At 62.8% G+C, this 21,189-nt stretch carries 16 protein-coding genes; 5 read left to right on the forward strand and 11 right to left on the reverse strand.

What is annotated here, in order from left to right; translation table 11 throughout:
* Positions 1–4: 4 nt before the first annotated feature.
* Positions 5–664 carry a guanylate kinase gene (gene gmk / locus DYZ14_RS06610; RefSeq protein WP_115670690.1) on the forward strand — a complete coding sequence of 220 codons (660 nt, stop codon included), beginning with the start codon at positions 5–7 and terminating at the stop codon, positions 662–664.
* Positions 665–829: 165 nt separating this feature from the next.
* Positions 830–2,992: a methyl-accepting chemotaxis protein gene (locus tag DYZ14_RS06615; protein WP_195949859.1), complete on the forward strand. Its 2,163-nt coding sequence runs from the start codon at positions 830–832 to the stop codon at positions 2,990–2,992.
* A gap of 129 nt (positions 2,993–3,121) precedes the next feature.
* Here DYZ14_RS06615 and betC read toward each other — a convergent pair whose 3' ends face one another.
* Together betC and DYZ14_RS06625 are read right to left on the reverse strand one after the other, a co-directional pair.
* The gene (gene betC, locus DYZ14_RS06620; RefSeq protein ID WP_154719965.1) at positions 3,122–4,651 is read right to left on the reverse strand and encodes a choline-sulfatase; all 1,530 of its coding nucleotides are present in this window, start codon (positions 4,649–4,651) and stop codon (positions 3,122–3,124) included.
* A 1-nt stretch (position 4,652) separates the two neighbouring features.
* Entirely contained in the window at positions 4,653–5,594 is a 942-nt protein-coding gene (locus tag DYZ14_RS06625; RefSeq protein ID WP_154720169.1) for a choline ABC transporter substrate-binding protein, read from the reverse strand.
* Positions 5,595–5,714: 120 nt separating this feature from the next.
* On the opposite strand from DYZ14_RS06625, the gene DYZ14_RS06630 reads away from it, so the two are divergent.
* On the forward strand, positions 5,715–6,665 hold the full coding sequence (locus DYZ14_RS06630) for a LysR substrate-binding domain-containing protein (protein WP_154719966.1): 951 nt from the start codon (positions 5,715–5,717) through the stop codon (positions 6,663–6,665).
* 19 nt (positions 6,666–6,684) lie between these two features.
* On the opposite strand, the gene rsmA is transcribed toward DYZ14_RS06630, so the two are convergent.
* From rsmA to DYZ14_RS06665, 7 genes are all read right to left on the reverse strand, one after another.
* The gene (gene rsmA / locus DYZ14_RS06635) at positions 6,685–7,512 is read right to left on the reverse strand and encodes a 16S rRNA (adenine(1518)-N(6)/adenine(1519)-N(6))-dimethyltransferase RsmA (RefSeq protein WP_154719967.1); all 828 of its coding nucleotides are present in this window, start codon (positions 7,510–7,512) and stop codon (positions 6,685–6,687) included.
* Positions 7,512–8,537 carry a 4-hydroxythreonine-4-phosphate dehydrogenase PdxA gene (pdxA, locus tag DYZ14_RS06640; protein WP_154719968.1) on the reverse strand — a complete coding sequence of 342 codons (1,026 nt, stop codon included), beginning with the start codon at positions 8,535–8,537 and terminating at the stop codon, positions 7,512–7,514. The genes rsmA and pdxA overlap by 1 nt, the downstream gene beginning before the upstream one ends.
* A gap of 12 nt (positions 8,538–8,549) precedes the next feature.
* Positions 8,550–9,488, reverse strand: coding sequence for a SurA N-terminal domain-containing protein (locus tag DYZ14_RS06645; RefSeq protein WP_154720170.1), 939 nt, complete (start codon positions 9,486–9,488; stop codon positions 8,550–8,552).
* 150 nt (positions 9,489–9,638) lie between these two features.
* Positions 9,639–11,996: an LPS-assembly protein LptD gene (locus tag DYZ14_RS06650; protein ID WP_154719969.1), complete on the reverse strand. Its 2,358-nt coding sequence runs from the start codon at positions 11,994–11,996 to the stop codon at positions 9,639–9,641.
* Entirely contained in the window at positions 11,996–13,078 is a 1,083-nt protein-coding gene (gene lptG, locus DYZ14_RS06655) for an LPS export ABC transporter permease LptG (protein WP_154719970.1), read from the reverse strand. The genes DYZ14_RS06650 and lptG overlap by 1 nt, the downstream gene beginning before the upstream one ends.
* On the reverse strand, positions 13,075–14,253 hold the full coding sequence (locus DYZ14_RS06660) for an LptF/LptG family permease (protein ID WP_154719971.1): 1,179 nt from the start codon (positions 14,251–14,253) through the stop codon (positions 13,075–13,077). Before DYZ14_RS06660 ends, lptG begins: the two co-directional genes overlap by 4 nt.
* Before the next feature lie 109 nt (positions 14,254–14,362).
* Positions 14,363–15,139 carry a phosphatase PAP2 family protein gene (locus DYZ14_RS06665; RefSeq protein WP_232365450.1) on the reverse strand — a complete coding sequence of 259 codons (777 nt, stop codon included), beginning with the start codon at positions 15,137–15,139 and terminating at the stop codon, positions 14,363–14,365.
* Between the two features lie 230 nt (positions 15,140–15,369).
* On the opposite strand from DYZ14_RS06665, the gene DYZ14_RS06670 reads away from it, so the two are divergent.
* On the forward strand, positions 15,370–16,881 hold the full coding sequence (locus DYZ14_RS06670; protein ID WP_154719973.1) for a leucyl aminopeptidase: 1,512 nt from the start codon (positions 15,370–15,372) through the stop codon (positions 16,879–16,881).
* Between the two features lie 20 nt (positions 16,882–16,901).
* Positions 16,902–17,351, forward strand: coding sequence for a DNA polymerase III subunit chi (locus tag DYZ14_RS06675; protein WP_154719974.1), 450 nt, complete (start codon positions 16,902–16,904; stop codon positions 17,349–17,351).
* Positions 17,352–17,360: 9 nt separating this feature from the next.
* On the opposite strand, the gene DYZ14_RS06680 is transcribed toward DYZ14_RS06675, so the two are convergent.
* Both DYZ14_RS06680 and DYZ14_RS06685 read right to left on the reverse strand, forming a co-directional pair.
* Complete coding sequence (locus tag DYZ14_RS06680) at positions 17,361–19,100, reverse strand: hypothetical protein (protein WP_154719975.1); 1,740 nt, start codon at positions 19,098–19,100, stop codon at positions 17,361–17,363.
* A 91-nt stretch (positions 19,101–19,191) separates the two neighbouring features.
* The gene (locus DYZ14_RS06685) at positions 19,192–21,081 is read right to left on the reverse strand and encodes an ABC-F family ATP-binding cassette domain-containing protein (protein WP_154719976.1); all 1,890 of its coding nucleotides are present in this window, start codon (positions 21,079–21,081) and stop codon (positions 19,192–19,194) included.
* Positions 21,082–21,189: the final 108 nt, after the last annotated feature.

Below are 21,189 nucleotides of genomic sequence, written 5' to 3' on the forward strand. Positions count from 1 at the left end.
ACTGATGGCAGAGGGCAAGGGGGCGGTCGTCCAGATCGCACGCCGGGGGTTGATGCTGGTGATCTCGTCGCCTTCGGGCGCGGGAAAGTCGACGATTGCTCGCACGCTGATGGAGCGCGACCGCCAGATCGGCATGTCGGTCAGCGTCACCACGCGCCAGCGGCGCCAGAGCGAGATCGAGGGGGTGCATTACCACTTCGCCTCGCAACGCGAATTCGAGCGCATGCGCGATTCGGACTCGTTGCTGGAATGGGCCGAGGTTCACGGCAATTTCTACGGCACGCCGCGCGAGCCTGTCGAGCTTGCCATGTCCGAGGGCCGTGACATGCTGTTCGACATCGACTGGCAGGGTGCGCAGCAGTTGCAGGACAAGATGAAGGCGGACGTGGTGTCGATCTTCATCCTGCCGCCGACCATGGCCGAGCTTCAGTCGCGCCTGCATCGCCGCGCCGAGGACACCGAAGAGGTCATCCAGACGCGGCTTGCCAATTCCCGCTCCGAGATCGGCCACTGGCGCGAGTATGATTATGTCATCGTCAACGACGACCTGCAGACGGCTTTCGACGCCGTCCAGTCGATCGTCAAGGCCGAGCGGCTCCGTCGTGACCGCCGTCATGGGCTGTTCGACTTCGTCAGCACCCTCGTCGAATCGGACGGACGCTGACTGCGACCCATGCGCGCATCGGCACCGCCGAGGCTAGAAAATACAAAGTGAGCTTCAGCTAAAGTTAATAGTTGAGCGCCGTTTACTTGTTTTCGCGACAAGGCCCGCCAGGAGCGTGCCATCCTCCCATCGTGAGACGAGAAAATGCGTTTGAAAGACATATCCGTGAAATGGCGCCTTGCTGCGGCCATGGCCGTTCCACTCGTGGCGGTGGTCGTGCTGGCCTGGATGCAGATGAGCGCCAGCTATGACAATTACCGCCATGCCGAGCGCCTGGTCGAAGCGACGGAGGAGATCGCGACCCTGGGCAGCCTGGTGCACGCCTTGCAGGTCGAGCGCGGCCAGACGGCCGGCTTCATCGGTGCGCAGGGCAATCAGGGCGCGGATGCCCTGGCCGCAGCCCGAGGCAAGAGCGATCCGCACGTCGTCGCCATGACGGGCGTTCTTGCCACGGTCGCTGCCGAGGACAATTCTTCTCTCAAGGCGCGCACCGATCGCGTCGCGGCGGAACTCGCCCAACTGGCCGATCGACGCAAGGCGGTGGACGGGCTCTCCGCCACAGCGGCGGATTCTTTCAAGTTCTACACGGGTCTGATCGGCCAACTGACCGATCTTTCGCGCGACTTTTCGCTGGCGATCGGCAGCGAGGGCACGATCGGGCACATGATCGCCTACAACCTCCTGATGAACGCCAAGGAACTGGCGGGCCAGGAGCGCGCGCTCGGCAATGCCTTCCTGTCGGCCGCTCGCATCGACGAACGGCGCTTCATGGATTTTGCCGGCCTGTTCGGCGCGCAGACGGCGCTGCTCAACGCTTATGTAGAGCTTCTGCCAGGAGACCTGCGCCAACAGGTGGTGGGCGAATTGCAGGGCAATGGCGAAGCGCTGGAAACCATGCGTGCCCGCATCCTCAAGGGCGGCGTCGCGGGCGATCTGAACGGTCTTAAGGCTCCCGAGTGGTTTTCCCTGGCGAGCGAACGCATCCAGCGCCTGAAGACGGCGGAGGATGCGACCCTCAAGGCGATCGTGACCGAGGCTAACCACATTGCCGCCGTTGAAATGCAGAGCTTCGTTACCGTGCTGGCTCTTGGCCTCGGCGGCGTGGTGCTGGCCTTCCTCCTTGCCGTATCGCTCGCCTTCACCGTGATCCGGCCGCTGGGCGTGTTGACCAATGCGATGAAAAAGCTGGCGACCGGCGAAGTCGACGTGAACCTGACGCAGTCCGACAGCCGGGACGAAATCGGGGCGATGGGGCAGGCCGTGGGCAGTTTCATCACCATGTCCCGGGACCGCGTCCGGCGTGAGCGCGAGGAGGAGGCTCGCCTGGCACAAGTGGAACAGGCCCGGCGCGATGCCGCCGACAGCGAGCGGGCCGAACGTGCCGCCGAGATCGGCTTTGCGGTGGAGCAACTCGGCATCGGTCTCGACCATCTCTCCGCCGGCGATCTCACGCAGCGCATCGACCGGAGCTTTGCGCCGGCACTGGACGCGCTGCGCCTCAACTTCAACGCCTCGCTGGACAAGCTCCAGACGGTGATTGCCTCGATCAGCGAAAGCACGTCGACGATTCACCATGGCTCGCTGGAAATCCGCCAGGCCGCCGACGACCTTGCCCATCGTACCGAGCGCCAGGCTGCCGCGCTGGAGGAGGCCTCGGCCTCGATCACCGAGATCACCTCGGGAATTCGCGACGTCAGCCGCAGGGCAGAACACGCCGGCGGGCTGGTCCAGCGTGCGACGGTGGACGCCCGGCATTCCGAGGCAGTCGTCCGGCAGACGGTGGACGCCATGGGGCGGATCGAGCAGTCTTCGGGTCAGATCGGCCAGATCATCGGCGTCATCGATGACATCGCCTTCCAGACCAACCTCCTGGCCCTCAATGCCGGGGTCGAGGCGGCCCGTGCGGGCGAGGCCGGCAAGGGCTTTGCCGTCGTCGCCCAGGAAGTGCGCGAACTCGCCCAGCGATCCGCCCATGCCGCCCGCGAGATCAAGGAACTGATCGCCCGTTCCGCGAGCGAGGTGAGGACCGGCGTGACGCTGGTCGGGCAGACGGGAGAGGCGCTGAAGGGCATCGAGTCCCATGTGGAAACGATCAATGACGAGATCATGGCGATCGTCTCGGCCGCCCGCCAGCAGTCCGCCGCGCTTGGCGAGATCAGCGCCGCCGTCGGGCAGATGGACCAGGTGACCCAGCAGAACGCCGCCATGGTCGAGGAAACCAGCGCCGCCACGCACGGTCTCGCCAACGAGGCGGACCGGCTGAACGAGCAGGTGGCGCTGTTCCGCCTGGCCGAGGCCAGCCGCAGCCGTTCCCTACGCGCCGCGTAATCGGTTCGTCCATCCGAAAGGGTGACGGGGGCCTTGAGGCCCCCGTTCACGTTTCCTGGTCATGATGCCCCAGCGCAAACAAACCCCTTCAGGGATCGTCAGACGGCGCAGCGCGCCCATTCTCCCGACCTATTCGCCGCGCGGAAATCGCTGACTCTCCTCAAGGATGTTCAGGTCCATGTGATTGCGCATATAGCGCTCCGATGCCTTCTGCAGCGGCTGGTAGTCCCAGGGGAAGTAAGCCCCGTTGCGCAAGGCGGCATAGACCACGCGGCGCCGGGCCTGGCTCTCGCGCACGGCGGCGTCGTAGCGCTTGAGATCCCAGCGCCCTGCCGCCAAAGCTTCGAGCCGCCGGAGGGTCTCGGCATGGGCCGGCTGGCTTGCCAGGTTCTGCAATTCCTGCGGATCGCTGTCCAGATCGACGAGGATCGGCGGATCTCGGTCGCACAGCGTCAGCTTGAAGCTGCCGTCCCGGATCGCGACCAGCGGCGCGATCGACCCCTCGGCCGCATATTCCATCGGCACGGCACCGCGTTCGCCAGAACCTCGTGCCAGAGGCATCAGATCCTCGCCGTCGGTCCAGGCGGCAAGCGTCGACATGTCGATGCCGGCAAGACTGGCAAGCGTCGGGGTCACGTCGAGCGTTGAAACGGGCTCGGCCACCAGCCTTGCCTCCAGCCCCGGCGCCGACAACATCAGCGGCACGCGGGCCGAACCTTCAAAGAAGTTCATCTTGAACCACAGGCCGCGCTCGCCCAGCATGTCGCCATGGTCGGAGACGAACAGGATCGCCGTATTGTCCGCCATCCGGGTCCGCTCCAGCACGTCGAGGATCTCGCCGATCTTCTCGTCGACATAGGAAATGTTGGCGAAATAACCGCGGCGGGCGCGACGGATGTCCTCGTCGCTGATGGCAAAGGCCGTATGGTCGCAGGCATCCATCAGCCGCTTCGAATGTGGGTCCTGGGCGTCATAGGGGATCGCCGGCACGGTGGGGTCGAGCGCCGGGCAGTCCTCGTAGAGGTCCCAGAACTTGCGCCTTGCCACGTAAGGATCGTGCGGATGGGTGAAACTCACCGTCAGGCACCACGGCCGCTCGTCCTGGCCGCGCGACAGATCGTAGAGCCGGCGTGTCGCATGGTAGGCGACCTCGTCGTCATACTCCATCTGGTTGGTGATCTCCGCCACGCCCGCCCCGGTGACGGAGCCGAGATTATGGTACCACCAGTCGATGCGTTCACCGGGTTTGGAATAGTCCGGCGTCCAGCCGAAGTCGGCCGGGTAGATATCGGTGGTCAGCCGCTCCTCGAAGCCGTGTAACTGGTCCGGGCCGACGAAGTGCATCTTGCCCGACAGGCTGGTCTGGTAGCCGGCATTGCGCAGGTGGTGGGCGAAGGTCGGAATGTCGGAGGCGAATTCCGCCGCATTGTCGTAGACGCGGGTGCGGCTCGGCAATTGCCCCGACATGAACGAGGCCCGCGCCGGCGCGCAGAGCGGGCTGGCCGTATAGGTGTTGGCGAAGCGCACGGAGCGCTTCGCCAGGGATTTCAGATTCGGTGCATGAAGAAACTCAGCCGGCCCGTCGGGGAAGAGCGTGCCGTTGAACTGGTCGACCATCAGGATCAGGATGTTCGGACGGGCTTGCACGATGCTGTCCATCTCAGAGCCCGAGAGACGTCTTGACGGCTTCCGCGCCGGGCTTGCCGTCGAGCGTCGTTACGCCGGACAGCCAGCTTTCGAGCACGGCGGGGTTGGCCTTGAGCCAGGCGCTCGCCGCATCCTTGGAATCCTTGCCGCCGAGAATCTCGCCCATCAGCACGTTCTCCATGCTCACTTCGAACTTCAGCTGCTTGAACAGACCGGCCGCATTCGGGCAGCTTTCCGACCAGCCGGTCCGCGCCAGCGTATAGACCTCGGCGCCCCCGTAATTGGGTCCGAAATGGGCATCGCCGCCGGAGAGGTAGGTGATCTGGAAGCGCTCGTTCATCGGATGCGGTGCCCAGGCAAGGAAAACCACGCCCTTGCCTTCCTTCGTCGCTCGTTCGACCTGCGAGAGCATGGCCTGTTCGCCGGATTCGACCAGCTTCCAGTCCTTCAAGCCGAACTCGCCGGCGTCGATCATCTTCTGGATATTGAGATTGGCCGGTGCGCCGGGCTCGATGCCGTAGATCGTGCGTTCGAACTCGTCGCCATGCTTTTCGAGATCGGCGAAATCCTTCACGCCTTTCTCGGCCGAGGCGGTCGGCACCGCCAGGGTGAACTTGGCGCCCTCGAGATTCTTGTTCAGCACCTCGACCGCCTTGGCGGCGTTCAGGTCGTCGATGAAGGCCTGTTGCGCCGGCATCCAGTTGCCGAGGAAGACATCGATCTCGCCGTTCTTCATCGACTGGTAGCCGATCGGCACGGCGAGCGTCTTGACCTCGGGCTGATAGCCGAGCGCTTCGAGGAGCACGGATGCGACGCCATTGGTGGCTGTAATGTCGGTCCAACCGGGATCAGACAGGCGAATGGTCTTGCAGCTCTCGGCATCGGCGGCCAGAGCCGGAGCGGCTAAGGCCATGGAAACCGCGAGCGCGACGCCGCCGAGCCACAGCCTGGTCATGCTTCTATTCTGGTGCATGTCTTCGTTCCCTCTTTTTTGATATTCGCCAGGTTTATTGAAGCGGAAACTACGTTAGGCTGTGAAGCTCGAAAGTTCTGATCGTTGACATAAGGATACCTTATGGCAGATGCGCCGGTGGACCTCGGATGGATGCGGCTTCTGGTCGAGATCGGCCGGCGTGGCTCCCTGTCGGCCGCCGCACGTGCACGGGGATTGAGCCAACCGGCGGTGAGCTACCAGATCCGGCTCCTCGAGCAGAGTTTCGGGGCGCCCCTGTTGCGCCGTCTGCATCGCGGCGTGGCACTGACGGACGAGGGCCGGCGGGTGTTCGACATCGCCGCGCGCACGGTCCAGGAACTGGATGAGGTCGAGCGGGTCATTCGTGCCGCCAGCCAGAGGCCCGTCATCCGGCTGTGCACCGATTATGCCTTCTCCAGCCTCTGGCTCATTCCCCGCATGCACGCGTTTCGCCAGTCCCATCCCGAACTGGATCTGCAGATCGTCGCGACGCAGCGCCTCGCCAGCGACTGGGAGGAGGGGGCCGACATCGCCGTCGCCTTCGGTTCGCATGGCGAGCTCGGTCAGGATGCTATCCTGCTGATGCCGGAGCGTGTCGTGCCGGTCTGCACACCGGCCTTTCTCGAGCGTCATGGTCCGTTCGATCATCCCGAAGCCCTGACGGCAGTTCCGCTCATCCATCTGGATGCGGCAGTCCCGTCGCCGTGGTTCGAGTGGCCGAGCTATCTCGGCAGGACGGAGACGAGCCGCAAACCGGATGCCGGCCATGGCGACATGAGCTTCAACACCTATGCCATGGTCATACAGGCGGCGCTGGGAGGGCAGGGTCTGGCCCTGGGATGGCTCGGCCTCGTCGACCAGACACTCGACAGTGGTCTGCTCTGCCCGGCGGGTGGCGTGCTCGAAGGCGCGGATCGCGGCTATTGGCTTCTGGTTCCTCGGGCGCGACGAGCAAGCGTCGCCCAACTGGCCGCCTGGCTGGTCAAGGAAGCACGCGGCGGTACCAAGGGCGCGGATATCACATTGGAACCGGCAGACGAAGCCTCGGAATAGAATCGCTCGAGGTCTTTTGTTACAGAAGATTGGCGATGCGGCAGAACTCCTCGACCGACAAGGTCTCGGCTCGCCGCGCCGGATCGATCCCCGCCCTGGCCAGCAACGCCTCGCCGCCGAGCGATTTCAGGCTCTGGCGCAGCATCTTGCGGCGTTGCCCGAAGGCGGCCTGCGTCACGCGTTCCAGCTTCTCCACGTCGCAGCGAAGCGGTTCCTGTCTCGGCACCAAATGCACGACCGAGGAGGTGACCTTCGGCGGTGGTGTAAACGCCTGCGGCGGTACGTCGAAGGCCATGTGTGCCTCGGTGCGCCAGCCGCACAGCACGCCCAGCCGGCCATAGTGATCGTCGCTCTCGTCGGCGACGATGCGCAGGCCCACTTCCCGCTGGAACATCAGCGTCAACGACTGCCAGAACGGCGGCCAGTTTCGCGGCAGAAGCCAGTTGATCAGGAGTTGCGTGCCGACATTATAGGGCAGGTTGGCGATGATCTTCACCGGACCATCCGGCGCCATCGCCTCGAAATCGGTTTTCAGCGCATCGCCCTCGATCACCTCGAGACGGCCGGGATAGTGCTCGGCGATTTCGGCAAGCGCCGGCAGGCAGCGGGCGTCGCGCTCGACGGCAATGACCTTCTTGGCGCCGAGCGACAGGATGGCGCGCGTCAGGCCGCCGGGGCCGGGGCCGACCTCGAACACGGTCACGCCTTCGAGCGGTCCGGCTGTCCGGGCAATCTTCTGGGTCAGGTTTAGGTCGAGCAGAAAGTTCTGGCCGAGCGCCTTGCGCGCGTCGAGCCCGTGGCGGGCGATCACGTCGCGCAGTGGCGGCAGTCCGTCGATGGCCGCCATCAGGATCTTGCTTCGCTCGTCCGGCTGATCTCGTCGGCGAGCTTCAGCGCCGCGACCAGGCTGTCCTCGCGGGCGATGCCCTGGCCGGCAATGCCGAAGGCGGTCCCGTGGTCCGGCGAGGTGCGGACGAAGGGAAGGCCGAGCGTGACATTGACCGAATCGTCGAAGCCGAGGGCCTTGACCGGGATCAGCGCCTGATCGTGATACATGCAGATCGCCACGTCGTAGCGGCGGCGGGCCTCGTCATGGAACATGGTGTCGGCCGGCAGCGGGCCGAAGGCATCGATACCCTCGCTGCGCAGCGTCATGACGGCCGGATGGATGATGCCCTCGTCCTCGTGGCCGATCGCGCCACCTTCGCCGGCATGCGGGTTGAGGCCGGCGACGGCGAGGCGGGGATGGGCGATGCCGAAACGGTTCTTGAGATCGGCGGCGACGATCCGGCAGGTTTCGACAATGACGGCCTCGCTGAGCGCCCCGGGGACGTCCTTGATCGGGATGTGGATCGTCACGGGCACGGCGCGGACTTTCGGACCGGCCAGCATCATCACCGGGCGATAGGTCTCGCCGGTGCGGCGCTTAGCGAGTTCGGCGAGAAATTCGGTGTGGCCAGGAAAGCCGAAACCCGCCTCGTAAAGCACGGACTTGGCGATCGGGTTGGTGACCATGGCGCGCGCCTTGCCATCGAAACACAGCTGAACGGCGGTTTCGATCGCCGCGATCGTGCCCTTGGCATTGGCGACATGCGGCTCGCCGGCAACGACATCGAAGCCGATCGGCACGGAAAGAACCGGAAGCGCCGTGTCGAACACGGAGACCGCACCGGCGGCATCGGTTTCCTTGAGCGCCACGTCGAGATCGAGCTGGCGTGCACGAACGGCAAGAACGGCGGGGTCGCCAATGTAGAGGAAAGGCGGCACCCGATGCTCCGCCCGCTTCACCCAGGCGGCGAGCGCGATGTCGGGACCAATGCCTGCCGGGTCGCCCTGGCTCAGTGCAAGAGGAAGATGGTCGGCAGGAGTCATCCGGTGCTCGGCTCAGTTGTTGACGATCTGTGCTTTCGCGCGCAGTTCGTCCAGGTATTTCTTGGCATTCGGATTGTCGTCCTGCTTCTCCTTGCCGAGGTCCTCGGCGCGGAACACGACTTCGGCCGCCACGTCGTCCGAGACCTGGCGCTGGTTGCAGATCGCCAGAAACTCGACGCCACGCTCGGTCACGCGTGTGCCGGTCGTGCCGCCCTTGGCCTTCTCGATCAGCGGCTTCCAGTCCGCCGGCAGTTCGGGCTCGAGCACGCGGCCGAGATTGCGGATCGACACGTCGAGATAGTTCTTGGCGAAGTCCATGGCGCCGTCGCAGCCCGGGAACTTGGCGCGGGAGGCTTCCGCCTCGGCCTTGCGCTTGCCGGTGATGCCCTTCTTCGAAGCGGGCACGACGAAAATGACCTGCTTGAGGAAATATTCGGTGGTCACCGGCTTCTGCTTGTTTTCCAGGAGGCGGGTGACGAGATCCTGGTTCGACATCTTGTTCTTGGAACCGTACCGGGCGTTGATCAGGCGCGGCCAGCTCATCGAAACGGCGATATAGGCCTTGAAATGCTCGACGCCGACGCCGGCCTGGCCGAGGATCTGGGTCATCTGCTGCGGCGAAAGCTTGTTGCCCGAGGCAAACCGCGCATAGGCCGCATCAACCTCGGACGTGCTGACCGACATGCCGACGCGGGCGATTTCCTGCCGCTTCAAGGCTTCCTCGATCATCTCTTCCTTGGCGATCTGGTTCAGATTGCCCTTGCGGCGCTGAAGGCGAAGAAAGGCGACCCGGCGGGCAACGTCGCCATTGGTGATGGCCGTCTTGTTGACGACGGCGACGACCTGGCTCGCAGCCTGAGCGACATTGACGACGGACGCGTCACCCGCAATGATCGCCAGCGCGACCGTGCAGGCGAGCAGCATCCGCTTTCCCTTCTTTGCAATGGCCATCATCTTCCTTTCCAGCGGGAGCAAAACAGTGCTCAACCCGCCTACGCATAGTCCGGTGAAAGTATAATCTGCCGCACCGATTGCACAATCCGTGCGGCGAAACAATGACGATGACCCCCAATCGCAAGGGGTTTTGCCGTGAAACCGGGCTTAATTGAACCCGGCGAGCTCCGTATCGCCGACCTTGACGTCGCCCAGCGTGCGGAAAGTCAGCCGCGCACCGATCGACCAGTCGCTCGCCGATTCTTCCTCGGGATCGTACTTGTCGGAGTAGACGAGCGAGAAGACCGTGCATTCGTCGGCATAGGAGACGCCGATGCCCTTGCGGTTGATCACGCTGTCGTCGATGTCCCAGGTGACGGAGCCGAACAGCGACCAGTACTCGCTGACCTTGACCGAACTCGCCGACTGGATTTCGTCATTGCGCTTCGACAATCCGTATTCCGGCTGCGCGGCGATCTGCGAGTAGGTCAGGCTCGTCTGCAGCTTCTCGTTGGAGAAGGAGACGTTAGCATCGGTGCGGCGCAGCGCCAGCGTGCGCTCGTCAAGGCGCAGATTGGTGGCGACCGACATGCCGTTCGGCATGTCGATGCCGGCCATGCCGACGAAATCGGAAACCTCGGTCTCGAGGCCGGAATCCGCGCCGACCTGGACGAGGTCGTCGGTGGCAAAGGAGTTCAGGCCGGCGATGTGGTAGGACTGCCCAACGACGCCGCGCACGCCGAAACCATTGTCGAACGAGCCGGTATAGCGCAGCCCGACATTGGCCCGAGTGCCGCCTTCGACCCGGTCATAGCCGGAGAACTTGTCGCGGTCGAACAGGTTGGTGGCGTCAAAGACGAAGCTCTGGGCGTCCTCGTTCGGCAGACGGCCGGCCAGTTGCTCGTCGTTGCGCGCATAGATCTGGCCGATCGGCTCGATGATGTGGCTGCTGTTGTTGGTCGTCAAAAGCACGGGGTAGCGGGCTTCGAGCCCGGCCGTCATCATGTAACGGGTTTCCGCCGTTTCGGTCGTGAAGTTGCCGGTGTAGCCAACCGGCGCGTTGAGATCGAGGCCATAGGCGTCGCCGCGTGCGGCAAGCAACGGCGTCAGTTGCAGGCCGCCAGGGACGCTGAGCGTCCGCTTCCATTCGAGTTCGCCGGTCAGGCGGCTCGAGGTGCCGTCAAGGCCGCGGAACCGCGTCAGGTCGTCTATGCCGTCACCATTAGTATCGACGTCGACTTCATCCGACTTGAACCGCGACAGGGCGGTGAAGTTCAGATTGCCCGAAAGCTGGCCGCCGGCGACCGGCTCGGGCGCATAATAGGCATAATCGACCGACGGCAGCACGGTCGGCTGCATCTTCTCCGCGGTGTTTTCGGTATCCGCATCCTGAACGTCGAAGTAGTAGCCGCGCATGTCGAAGGAATTGCGCTTGCCGAGACCGGTCAGGTAGATCTGGTTCGTATGGGTTGTGTCGTCCAGCCCCTCGAGGCTGTAGGTACGAGCGAAGTTGTTGTCGCTCTGCAGCATCACGTCCCAGCCGAAGGTCCAGCGCGGATTGATCTCGAACTTGCCTTCGGACGCGACCATGCCGCGCAGGTCGCGATTGGCATCGCTGGTGTTGGCGTCGAAACTCTCGCGGTGCAACTGGTCGATGCCGGCGGCACGCAAGGTCGCGGTGCCACGCTCGAATCGCTGGCGGATCTCCGCCTCCAGCAGAACGCCCTGGCTGGTGAAGCCGGTCGCCTTGACGGTGGCGTCACGCTGGTTGGAGAGGGCGAAATAGTAGGGGACCGTCAGGCCGAAGCCGAGGTTTTCCGAGGTGCGCATCTCGGGGAAAAGGAAGCCGGATTTGCGCTTGACCGTATGATCGGGCACTTCGATCGCCGGCAGGACGGCGATGGTGCGGCCGAACAGTTCGAATCGTGCCTTTTCCAGCCGCACTGTGTGCTTCTGGCCGTTCTGGATGACGCGCTCGGCCTTGACCTGCCAGAGCGGCGGGCGTTCCGGATGGTCGGCGCAGGGTAGGCAGGCGGTGTAGACGCCCTTGTGGAGAATCATGTCCGTGCCGTTCACCCGCTCGCCGCGTTCAGCGGCAAGGCGGGTGTTGTCGGTGGTTTCGATTCGCAGCGCCTCGACGAAGCCGTCGGCGAAATTGTCGGTCACGTCGAGCGTGTCGGCATAGATGCGGTTGCCGCCCGGCTCGATCATCTCGATATTGCCGGTGGCCGTCATCCGGCCGCTCTTCTGGTCGTAGACGACCTTGCGCGCGACCATCTGGTAGCCGCCGTAATTGATCTGCACACCGCCGATCGCCGTCACGCGTTCAGCGTCACGATCATAGAGCAGTTCATTGGCTGCCAACAGAAGCTTTGCATCTTCGGGAATATCAGTGCCAAGCGAAGCAGCCGGCTGGCTGTCTTGCGCACGCGCGACGACGGCCGGCGACACCAAAGCGCACACGGCGACTCCCGTCAGCAGGGCTAGGGCTAGCCTTCTGATATTCACGCGGTCACTTACCGCCACTAACCATCCTCCTGATGAAGCAGGATCGTCGCTCCCAAGGCCATCGCCACGACGACCGGAACCCAGGCCGCGACGAACGGCGGTACGACACCGCTGCTTCCGAATGCTTTTACAAGCACGGTCACCACATAAAGCACGAAGCCGGACAGGATTCCACCCAGAATCACCGAGCGCGACTGGTTGAACCTGCTGAATTTTAATGAAACGGTTGCAGCAATCAGCGTCATTGCGACCAGCAGGAAGGGAAGCGAAAGAAGCGAATGGAATTGCGTCTCAAGCGCTTTGGTCGACACGCCGAATGATTTGGCCACCGCGATCTTTCGAGAAAGCTCATAAAAAGCAACGGTCTCCGGCTGCGCCAGGCGTTCCTGGACGAATTCCTGTTTCAAATTGGTACTGACCTGGGCTGTGGCGAGCCTGGTGGGGATCTCGCCGGGACGGGTTTCCGTCACATCGGTAAGCATCCAGTAACCATCTTTCAATTTGGCCGAGTGCGCGTCCTGTCTCAGGATGATGCGGCCGTCGCTGTCGAAGTGGATCAGCACCGCATCGACGAGGAAGGTTCCGTCCTCGAGCACCGTCTCGGCGCCGATGATGACGTCGGCCTTGCCGCTGATCTGCCGCAGCCACGGCACCGCATTGGTGGAGGGCCGTCCGCCGCTCTCGCGCGAACTCGCCTCGATCTGCAAAGCCTGCCGCTGGCCCCAGGCCGCAAGCGGGTTGACGACGAAGGAAGTGGCGAGGCCGACCAGAAAGGCGCCAACAAGGAAGGGTGCCATGAACTGCCAGACGGAAATGCCTGCCGCCCGGGCCACGACGAGTTCGGACTTCCGGTTGAGGGCGATCAGTGTCGTCATGCCGACGAACAGCGTAATGAAGGGGATCGTCTGCTGCAGGATCAGCGGCAGGCGAAGCGCCGTCAGCCACAAGAGGCCCCAGACGGAAAACACGCCGCGACCGGCAAGTCGCCCGGACGTCTCGCTGAAGTCGATCAGATAGCCGATGGCGATCACCCCGGCGAGGAACCAGAGCATCGTCGTCACGTAACGACGGAAGAAATAGCGGCCGAGCGTGAACATCATGGCGCCGACCCCTTGCCGGATGATTCACGACGCGGGACGTAGGCCGACAAGGCGTTCCACAGGCGCGCCGCTGGATGGCGGATAAAGCGGGGGAAGCGTAACTGGCGCCCGCTGAACAGAAGGAAAGCGGAAAGGCCGCCGCCGACCACGGGTACGGCGTAAACGAGCGGCACATAGACCGCGTCGCCTTCGGCCAGCTTCACCGTATAGTTCGACAGCCAATAGAGACCGAGCGCGATGGCGAGCGACGAGGCCATCGGATGCAGCCGGGCTTCGCGATGCGAACGGGCATTGCCGCAGATGACCAGCGAGATCAGGGCGAATACCAGCGGCATCGCCCAGGTGCTCATCCGTCGATGCAGTTCGCTCCGGTATTCCCCGCCATTCTTCTGCACGTCCGGATCATCGGGATCGGGATTAAGCAGGAAGGAAAGGTCCCGATCGATCGCATGCAGCCGGGCCTGGCTGCGGGTCTGCGACAGATCGGACAGGTCGAAGGAATAGGAATCGAATCGCACGATCGACACTTCGCCTTCGGCCGTTTTGCGCTGCACTTCGCCGTCCTTCATCACCAGCGCCGTGCCACTCTCGTCGACGGCGCCCTCGCGGGCATAATAGATCAGCGAATAGGCGGGATCGCGCGAATCGGCGACGAACAGCCCGCGCAGCACGCGTCCCGACAGGCGCTCGGAAATCTGCACGTAGAGACCGTCCTCGATGCGACGGAAGTTCTTCTCCTCGATCACGGTCGACAAGAGGTCGGCATAGGCGGCCGCGATCATCTCGCGCGTGCCGACCCGAAGCTTCGGCTCGACGAAATTGGCCATGAGGAAGGAAAAGACGCTGAGGGCCGCGGCAAACAGCAGAAGCGGCCGGGTGATCGTACGGCGCGGCGCACCCGCCGCGTCGATCACCGCCAGTTCCGAATCATTGTTCATCGCCGTCAGCGCCTGGGTAATCCCGATCACCAGCGCGAAGGGAAGGACGGCGGGAATGATGGTCGGCAGGATCAGCGTCGCGAGCTTCATGAACGATCCGACCGACTGGCCGCTGTCGGTGACCAGATTGATTCGCGCCAGCACCTGCGTCGTCCAGATGATTGCCAGCACCGGCAGGAGCGCGGTGAGGAACATCTGGCCGACACGCCGCAGGATGTAGAGTTCGAGAAGCTTCATGCGGTTGCCTGGGAGCGCTGCAATCGGATCGCGCCCACGAGTGAGGTTTGGCTCTGTCTACGACGCTTGCGGCATTTTGGCGACAGCGCGCTCCCGCTTTTCCCGCGTGTCATACTGCGTTTTTCCTGACCCGCGCTATTTCGAACACGGCCACGACCAGCAGGAAGACGACCGGTGATGACAGCCAGCCGAGCATGACATCCGATAGATAGTGACCGCCGAAGCTGAAGCGCAAGGCCGGCGTGACCACAGACACTGCGATTATGCCGGGCGCCATGACGAGGCGTAGCCTTTGCGGCAGAAGCGGAATCAGGCAGATCAGCCATCCGGCGCCGGCAGCCTCGCCGGAAATGAACGAGCAGTTGTTCTCGCATTGCCCGCTGAAGGAGCCTGCCGGCATGAAAGGCAGTTCTCCGCCGAAGAGGTCCGTCTGGTGCGGCCGTGGACGGCCGGAAAAGCTCTTGAGCAGCAGGTTCACCAGAACGTAGGGGCCGAGGAAGAAGGCGATCAGTGATAGGCCGTAGCGGCGCACCTTCTGCGGTTCATAAGTCGCTCCGTGGTGCTGCAAGGCCATGATCAGCGCGATCACGACGACCACGGCCGCGGCCGATGGCGCGTAGAACAGCACCCTGCGCAGAAAGACGAATAGGCCGTCCAGCCGGTAGGGGAAATCACCACAGACGACCCCTTCCGCCATTCCTTCGGGGCACGCGGCGCTCTTGAAGAAGGCAGCACTGGCGGCAATGTCGAGCATGGGAAAGAAATGGAAGATCGCCAGCAGCAGCCACCAGAACGCGAACAACGCCAGCGCGAGCACCACGGCGCGATAGGCGTCCGCGTCTCGACGAACGGCATCGAACAGGACATGGTCGTTTGGCTTCGGCAAAGGCGGTTCCATTTCGAAAAACACTCTCTTGCTGCGCGGCCGGCGCGAAGCGGGCGGAACCTATCCGCACTGGGCTTGCCCTGACAAGAGGCTCAGCGATCACGTTCGGTCCATCGCCCATCCATCGGGGATTGTCGTGGTGCCGCATCCGGTTTTCCTTGCCTTCGCAGCGGAAAAGGACAAGATCGCCTCCGCTTCTCTCAAAATCCATCCATGCTCGTGGAGTCCCTATGGCCAGCAAGATCGACATTACATTCTCCAAGTCCCATCGCGTCACGGGTGGTGTTGCCGTGCTGTTGAAGACGGTCGAGGCGGATGTGCCGTCGGGGGCGGTCGAGGCCGATCCGGCGGGCGTCTATGCCCGCGCCGCCAAGGTGGCAAAATTCACCGGCAAGTCGATGAGTACGCTCGACATCGTCGCGCCGCACGGCTCGGAAGCCGATCGGATCGTCGTCGTCGGGCTCGGCAAGGCGGATGCGCTGACCGGTCACGACTGGCTGAAGGCCGGCGGCAAGGCCACCGGCCTGCTGAAGGGGTCGGACAAGGCCACCGTCTTCCTCGACGTTGACGGTTTGGCGATTTCGCCAAAGGCCGCAGCCGACTTCGCGCTCGGCATGCTGCTGCGCGCCTACAAGTTCGACAGCTACAAGACTAAAAAGAAGAAGAACGACAACAATGGCGATGACGACGCCGCGTCGGACGACAAGGATGTGAAGGTTACCATCGTCACCACAGACGCGGCGGCGGCGAAGAAGGCCTTCGCCGATGCCGAGGCCATTGCCGAAGGGGTGATCCTCGCCCGCAATCTCGTCAACGAGCCGGCCAACGTGCTGGGGCCGGAAGAATTCGCCGAGACCGCCAAGAAGCTCGAGGCGCTCGGCGTCGAGGTCGAGATTCTCGGCGAGAAGGACATGAAAAAGCTTGGCATGGGCGCGCTGCTCGGCGTGGCGCAGGGCTCGGTGCGCCCGCCCCGTCTCGTCGTCATGCAGTGGAAGGGCGGCAAGGCCAAGGACAAGCCGATCGCCTTCGTCGGCAAGGGCGTGGTGTTCGACACCGGCGGTATTTCGATCAAGCCGGCCGCCGGCATGGAAGACATGAAGGGCGACATGGGCGGGGCCGCCGCCGTCACCGGCCTGATGCACACGCTCGCCGCCCGCAAGGCCAAGGCCAATGTCGTCGGCATTATCGGCCTCGTCGAGAACATGCCGGACGGCAATGCCCAGCGTCCGGGCGACATCGTCACCTCGATGTCGGGCCAGACCATCGAGGTCATCAACACGGACGCCGAGGGTCGCCTCGTGCTCGCAGATGCGCTCTGGTACTGCAACGACCGCTTCAAGCCGGAATTCATGGTCAACCTGGCGACCCTGACGGGTGCCGTCCTGGTGGCGCTCGGCAACCTGCATGCCGGCCTGTTCTCCAACGACGACGCGCTTTCGGAAAGGCTGCTCGCCGCAGGTCTTGCCACCAACGAGCGCCTGTGGCGCCTGCCGATGGGCAAGGACTACGACAAGATGATCGATTCGAAGTTCGCCGACATGAGGAACTCGAGCGGCCGCCACGCGGGTTCGATCACGGCTGCGCAGTTCCTCAAGCGCTTCGTCAAGGACACGCCCTGGGCCCATCTCGACATTGCCGGCACGGCCATGGCTTCGCCGTCGGACGAGATCAACCAGTCCTGGGGCTCGGGCTTCGGCGTGCGCCTGCTCGACGAACTGGTCCGCGCCAACTACGAAGCGTGACACTGGAAAGGGCAGGGGCCTTGGCCGAGATTCTCTTCTACCATCTGACGGAATCGAAGCTTGAGGATGCCCTGCCGCCGCTTCTCGAAAAGAGCGTCGAGCGCGGCTGGAGGGTGGCGGTGCAGACCGCCGATCCGGCGCGCCGCGATGCGCTCGACACGCATTTGTGGACCTGGCGCGACGAGAGTTTCCTGCCGCACGGGACCGATGCCGGCGAGGCGCCGGAAGGGCAGCCGGTGCTGATCTCGACCGTGCCGGACAACATCAACGGGGCAACCGTCCGCTTCATCGTCGATGGCGCCGAGCCGCCGGACGCGCTCGGCTACGACCGCCTGGTCTTCGTCTTCGACGGGCACGACCAGGAACAGCTCGAAGGCGCGCGTGGCCAGTGGAAGAAGCTGAAGGCCGAGGGCCACAAGCTCACCTACTGGCAACAGACCAACGAAGGGCGCTGGGAGAAGAAGGCGTAAGCCGGGATGTCAATTCATGAACGCGAGGACAGCGCTTATGAATTCCCTGTTCCGCATTTCACGGTCCCCTCCCAGTCGCTGGAACACGAAGTCCCTGCGAGTATAGTCGGCAACGGACCAACCGGCTTGGGTTAATTGCCCAATGCAGTCGCCAATTTTCAAGTGTTCTCTAGTTTGACCGGCACCGGGGCATCTGTCGTTTTTACCTCGCGGCAGTACAATGAGTGCAGGATCCTTTTCCTGTTTCATCGCGACCCTAACTGCCAAAGCCATTAGTTCATAGCCAAGTGACGAAAGATGCATGTTATCAAAACTGAAAAGCCCACCTTGGGCGATCTTGGACGCGAACGCGTCACCCGTAATGTAACCGCTTCCTCCTCTCACTTTCATTGGCCTGTTGTCGAAATAAACGTCCCGTCGTGTGCCGCTCATGGATTTCGGGACCTTCAGCCTCCTCTCCTCCGCGCAGGCGCCTTCTCCGAGATAGACGCACTTCTTGTAGTCTTTAACACGGAGAGCTTCCGACTGGTCCACATACACGAAGTGGGGCCCTCCAAGCGTGTTGTATTCTCTAAGAATTTCCTGGAGATGTTCATTCACATCATCCACAGAACGGTCGCCTCGGTCAATTACCTCGCGCTTAACTCTATTGTTCGATATGTCTAGCTTGAAAATACCCTGCTCTTTTGAGCTTCCGCTGAATATGACATTTGCGGTCTGGCTCGGAAGAGCAAGATTATTCACGTAAACATACTCAAGACCGTCGATGCGAGACAGGCGCGCAGTTAGCGTCTCCATGTCCTCGATGAACTGTGTTTGCAGGAAGCGTCTGATAGGCTGCACGCATATCGGCTTGCCTCTCACTCCGACGAGTCTCTCCGCCCCGCCGCAGCTTCTCATATCGTCGATGTCCACGCCTTGAAATGCGACTTTGTAAAGACCGTTGTTGGAGCCGATATTGATCAACAGACGTTTCGGCCGCCGGAGTTCCACCTGTTCCAAGGGGGTGAGTTTTTCCAGGCAATCGTCCTGCATCGGATTAAGAACAAATGCCGCATTCGCATAAGTAAAAGTGTCGCCCAGTGCTCCAAACGCTCTATCGATCCGCCAGTCCCGCATTCGCTCCAGGCCCATTATTGCCTGTGCACGATAGTCTTCTGGTGTCCAGTCGATGAGATCCCGCGAGTTGGCACCGGAAAAAGCCAGATTGTCGACCATCGCTCGACCATTCGGCGGCCGATGGGTCAGCAATTCGCCAAGGTTTTTTCTCTGCCCGGCCGGTACGGAAAGCAGATTGCCTATTCTGGCCAGTCCATTTTTCAGCCCCGGTGTTTCGAGATTGAAGCCATAGTGGAGCACCTCATCGGGAGGGCCCCCGTGACTTGGGTATTGGGGCCCATAAAACTGCCTCCTCCCAGTTCTGTCCGCCCCGAACTCCTCAATCAGGCCGAGGCGGATGGCAATCAGAGAAGGTGCAGACCATTCCGAAAGCCACCAGTTTATGCGCAGAGATTGTACCCCGTTGTAGAGGCTGTCACCCAGCGCCATCAGGGGCGGAGACGTGTAGGCAGGATTATCCCGCGCGAATACCGCCGGATCCAGAGTACAGCCATCACTCCATTTTAGCTTTGGAGACTTAACTCCATCCCAGTATTTTTGATGCTCATATGGGGATTGCTGTCCGAACGCCGGTGTACTGGTAGTTATGAGAAGTGAAAAAAAAGAAATCAGTATTGCCTTGGCACTCATTGGGTCATCCTCCCAACAGAAAACTGATCTATCACAATAAGAATATCACATTTACCTCAGCAAAGTACCGATAATTTTTGCTTCTCAACTCTTAAGACGCCATCGCCTCTTCATACTCCGCTGACAGTTCCAGCCATTGCTCCTCCGCCGCTAAGAGCTTTGCTGCGGCCTCGCCGCGTTGCCTGGCCTTGTCGGCGGCCTTGGCCGGATGCTTTTCGTAGAGAACCGGATCCGCAAGCTCCGCATCAAGCGCCTGAATCAATGTCTCCAGTTTCTTCGTCAGAGACTCGATTTCATTGATCTTTTTCTTCAGCGGGGCAAGCGAGGCACGGCGTTCTGCGGCGAGCTTGCGCTGGTCGGCCTTGTTGACCTGCTCCTGCGCGGCGTCCGACTTGTCCTTCTCGTCTTTCTTCTTGCCGGAGGAGACGACCAGGCTGCGATACTCCTCCATGTCGCCTTCGAAGACGCTGACCGTGCCATTGTTGACCAGCCATAGCCGGTCCACGGTCGCCTCGATCAGGTGGCGATCGTGGCTGATCAGGATGACGGCGCCGTCATAGTCGTTGAGGGCGGCGATCAGGGCCCGGCGGCTGTCGATGTCGAGATGGTTGGTCGGTTCGTCGAGAATCAAGAGGTTCGGGGCGTGGAAGGCCGAAAGCCCCATCAGCAGCCGGGCCTTCTCGCCGCCCGACAGATCCTTGGCGGCGGTCGCCATCTTCTCCGTAGCAAGTCCCATTTGCGCGACGCGGGCGCGAACCTTGGCCTCAGGCTCGGTGGGCATCAGGCGGCGCACATGGTCGACCGGCGTCTGCTCCGGGATCAGGTCGTCGAGCTGGTGCTGGGCGAAGAAGCCGACCGAGAGGTTCGGCGCGAGCTTCATTTCGCCGGCCTGAAGCGCAAGACGACCGGCGATCAGCTTGGCGAAGGTCGACTTGCCGTTGCCGTTCGAGCCGAGAAGGGCGATGCGGTCGTCGGCGTCGATGCGCAGGTTGATGTTCTTCAGGATCGGCTTGCCCGGTTCGTAGCCGACGGCGCCACCGGAGATCGCGACGATCGGCGAGGCCGGTTGTTTTTCCGGCTGGGGAAAGGAGATCGGCTGGACATGGTCCTCGATCACCGAGGCCACGGTGCCCATGCGCTCCAGCGCCTTCACGCGGCTTTGCGCCTGCTTGGCCTTGGATGCCTTGGCCTTGAAACGGTCGATGAAGCTTTGCAGGTGCTTGCGGGCGGCGTCGTTCTTCGCCTTGGCCTTCATCTGCAGTTCGTCGGCCTCGGCCTTCTGGCGCTCGAACTGGTCATAGCCGCCGCGGTAGAAGGTCAGCTTCTTCTGGTCGAGATGGATGATCGAGTTGACGGCGGTGTTCAACAGGTCGCGGTCGTGGCTGATGACGATGACGGTATGCGGATAGCGCCGCACATAGTCTTCCAGCCACAGCGTGCCTTCCAGGTCGAGATAATTGGTCGGTTCGTCGAGCAGCAGCAGATCCGGTTCGGCGAACAGCACGGCGGCGAGCGCCACGCGCATCCGCCAGCCGCCGGAAAACGACGAGGCCGGCCGTAGCTGCGCCTCATGGTCGAAACCCAGCCCGGACAGGATCGTGGCGGCGCGCGCCTCGGCCGAATGCGAGCCGATGTCGGCGAGCCGCGTCTGGATCTCGGCGATACGGTGCGGATCGGTCGCGGTCTCTGCCTCTGCCAGCAAGGCGGCGCGCTCCTTGTCGGCGGAGAGCACGATGGAGATCAGCGATTCTTCCGTTCCCGGTGCTTCCTGCGCCACCTGGCCGATGCGGGCGTTCTTCGGGATGGAGATCGAGCCGCTCTCGGCCGACAGGTCGCCGGTGATGATGCGAAACAGTGTCGATTTGCCGGCGCCGTTGCGGCCGACGAGGCCGGCCTTGGTGCCGGAGGGCAGCGCGACGCTGGCATGGTCGATCAGGAGGCGGCCGGCAATGCGCGCGGATATGTCGTTGATGGTGATCATGCCGGCGGTTTTGGCCGATGTGGGGTGCAAAGGCAAGGCGTCGCCGGGTGGGTGTCCGCCAGCGGCAAGCAAGCGTGCGCCATGGTGGCATCGCGGCAACAGCCGCAA

It is taken from the genome of Ciceribacter sp. T2.26MG-112.2 (assembly GCF_900492205.1).
Lineage (GTDB): Bacteria > Pseudomonadota > Alphaproteobacteria > Rhizobiales > Rhizobiaceae > Allorhizobium > Allorhizobium naphthalenivorans_A.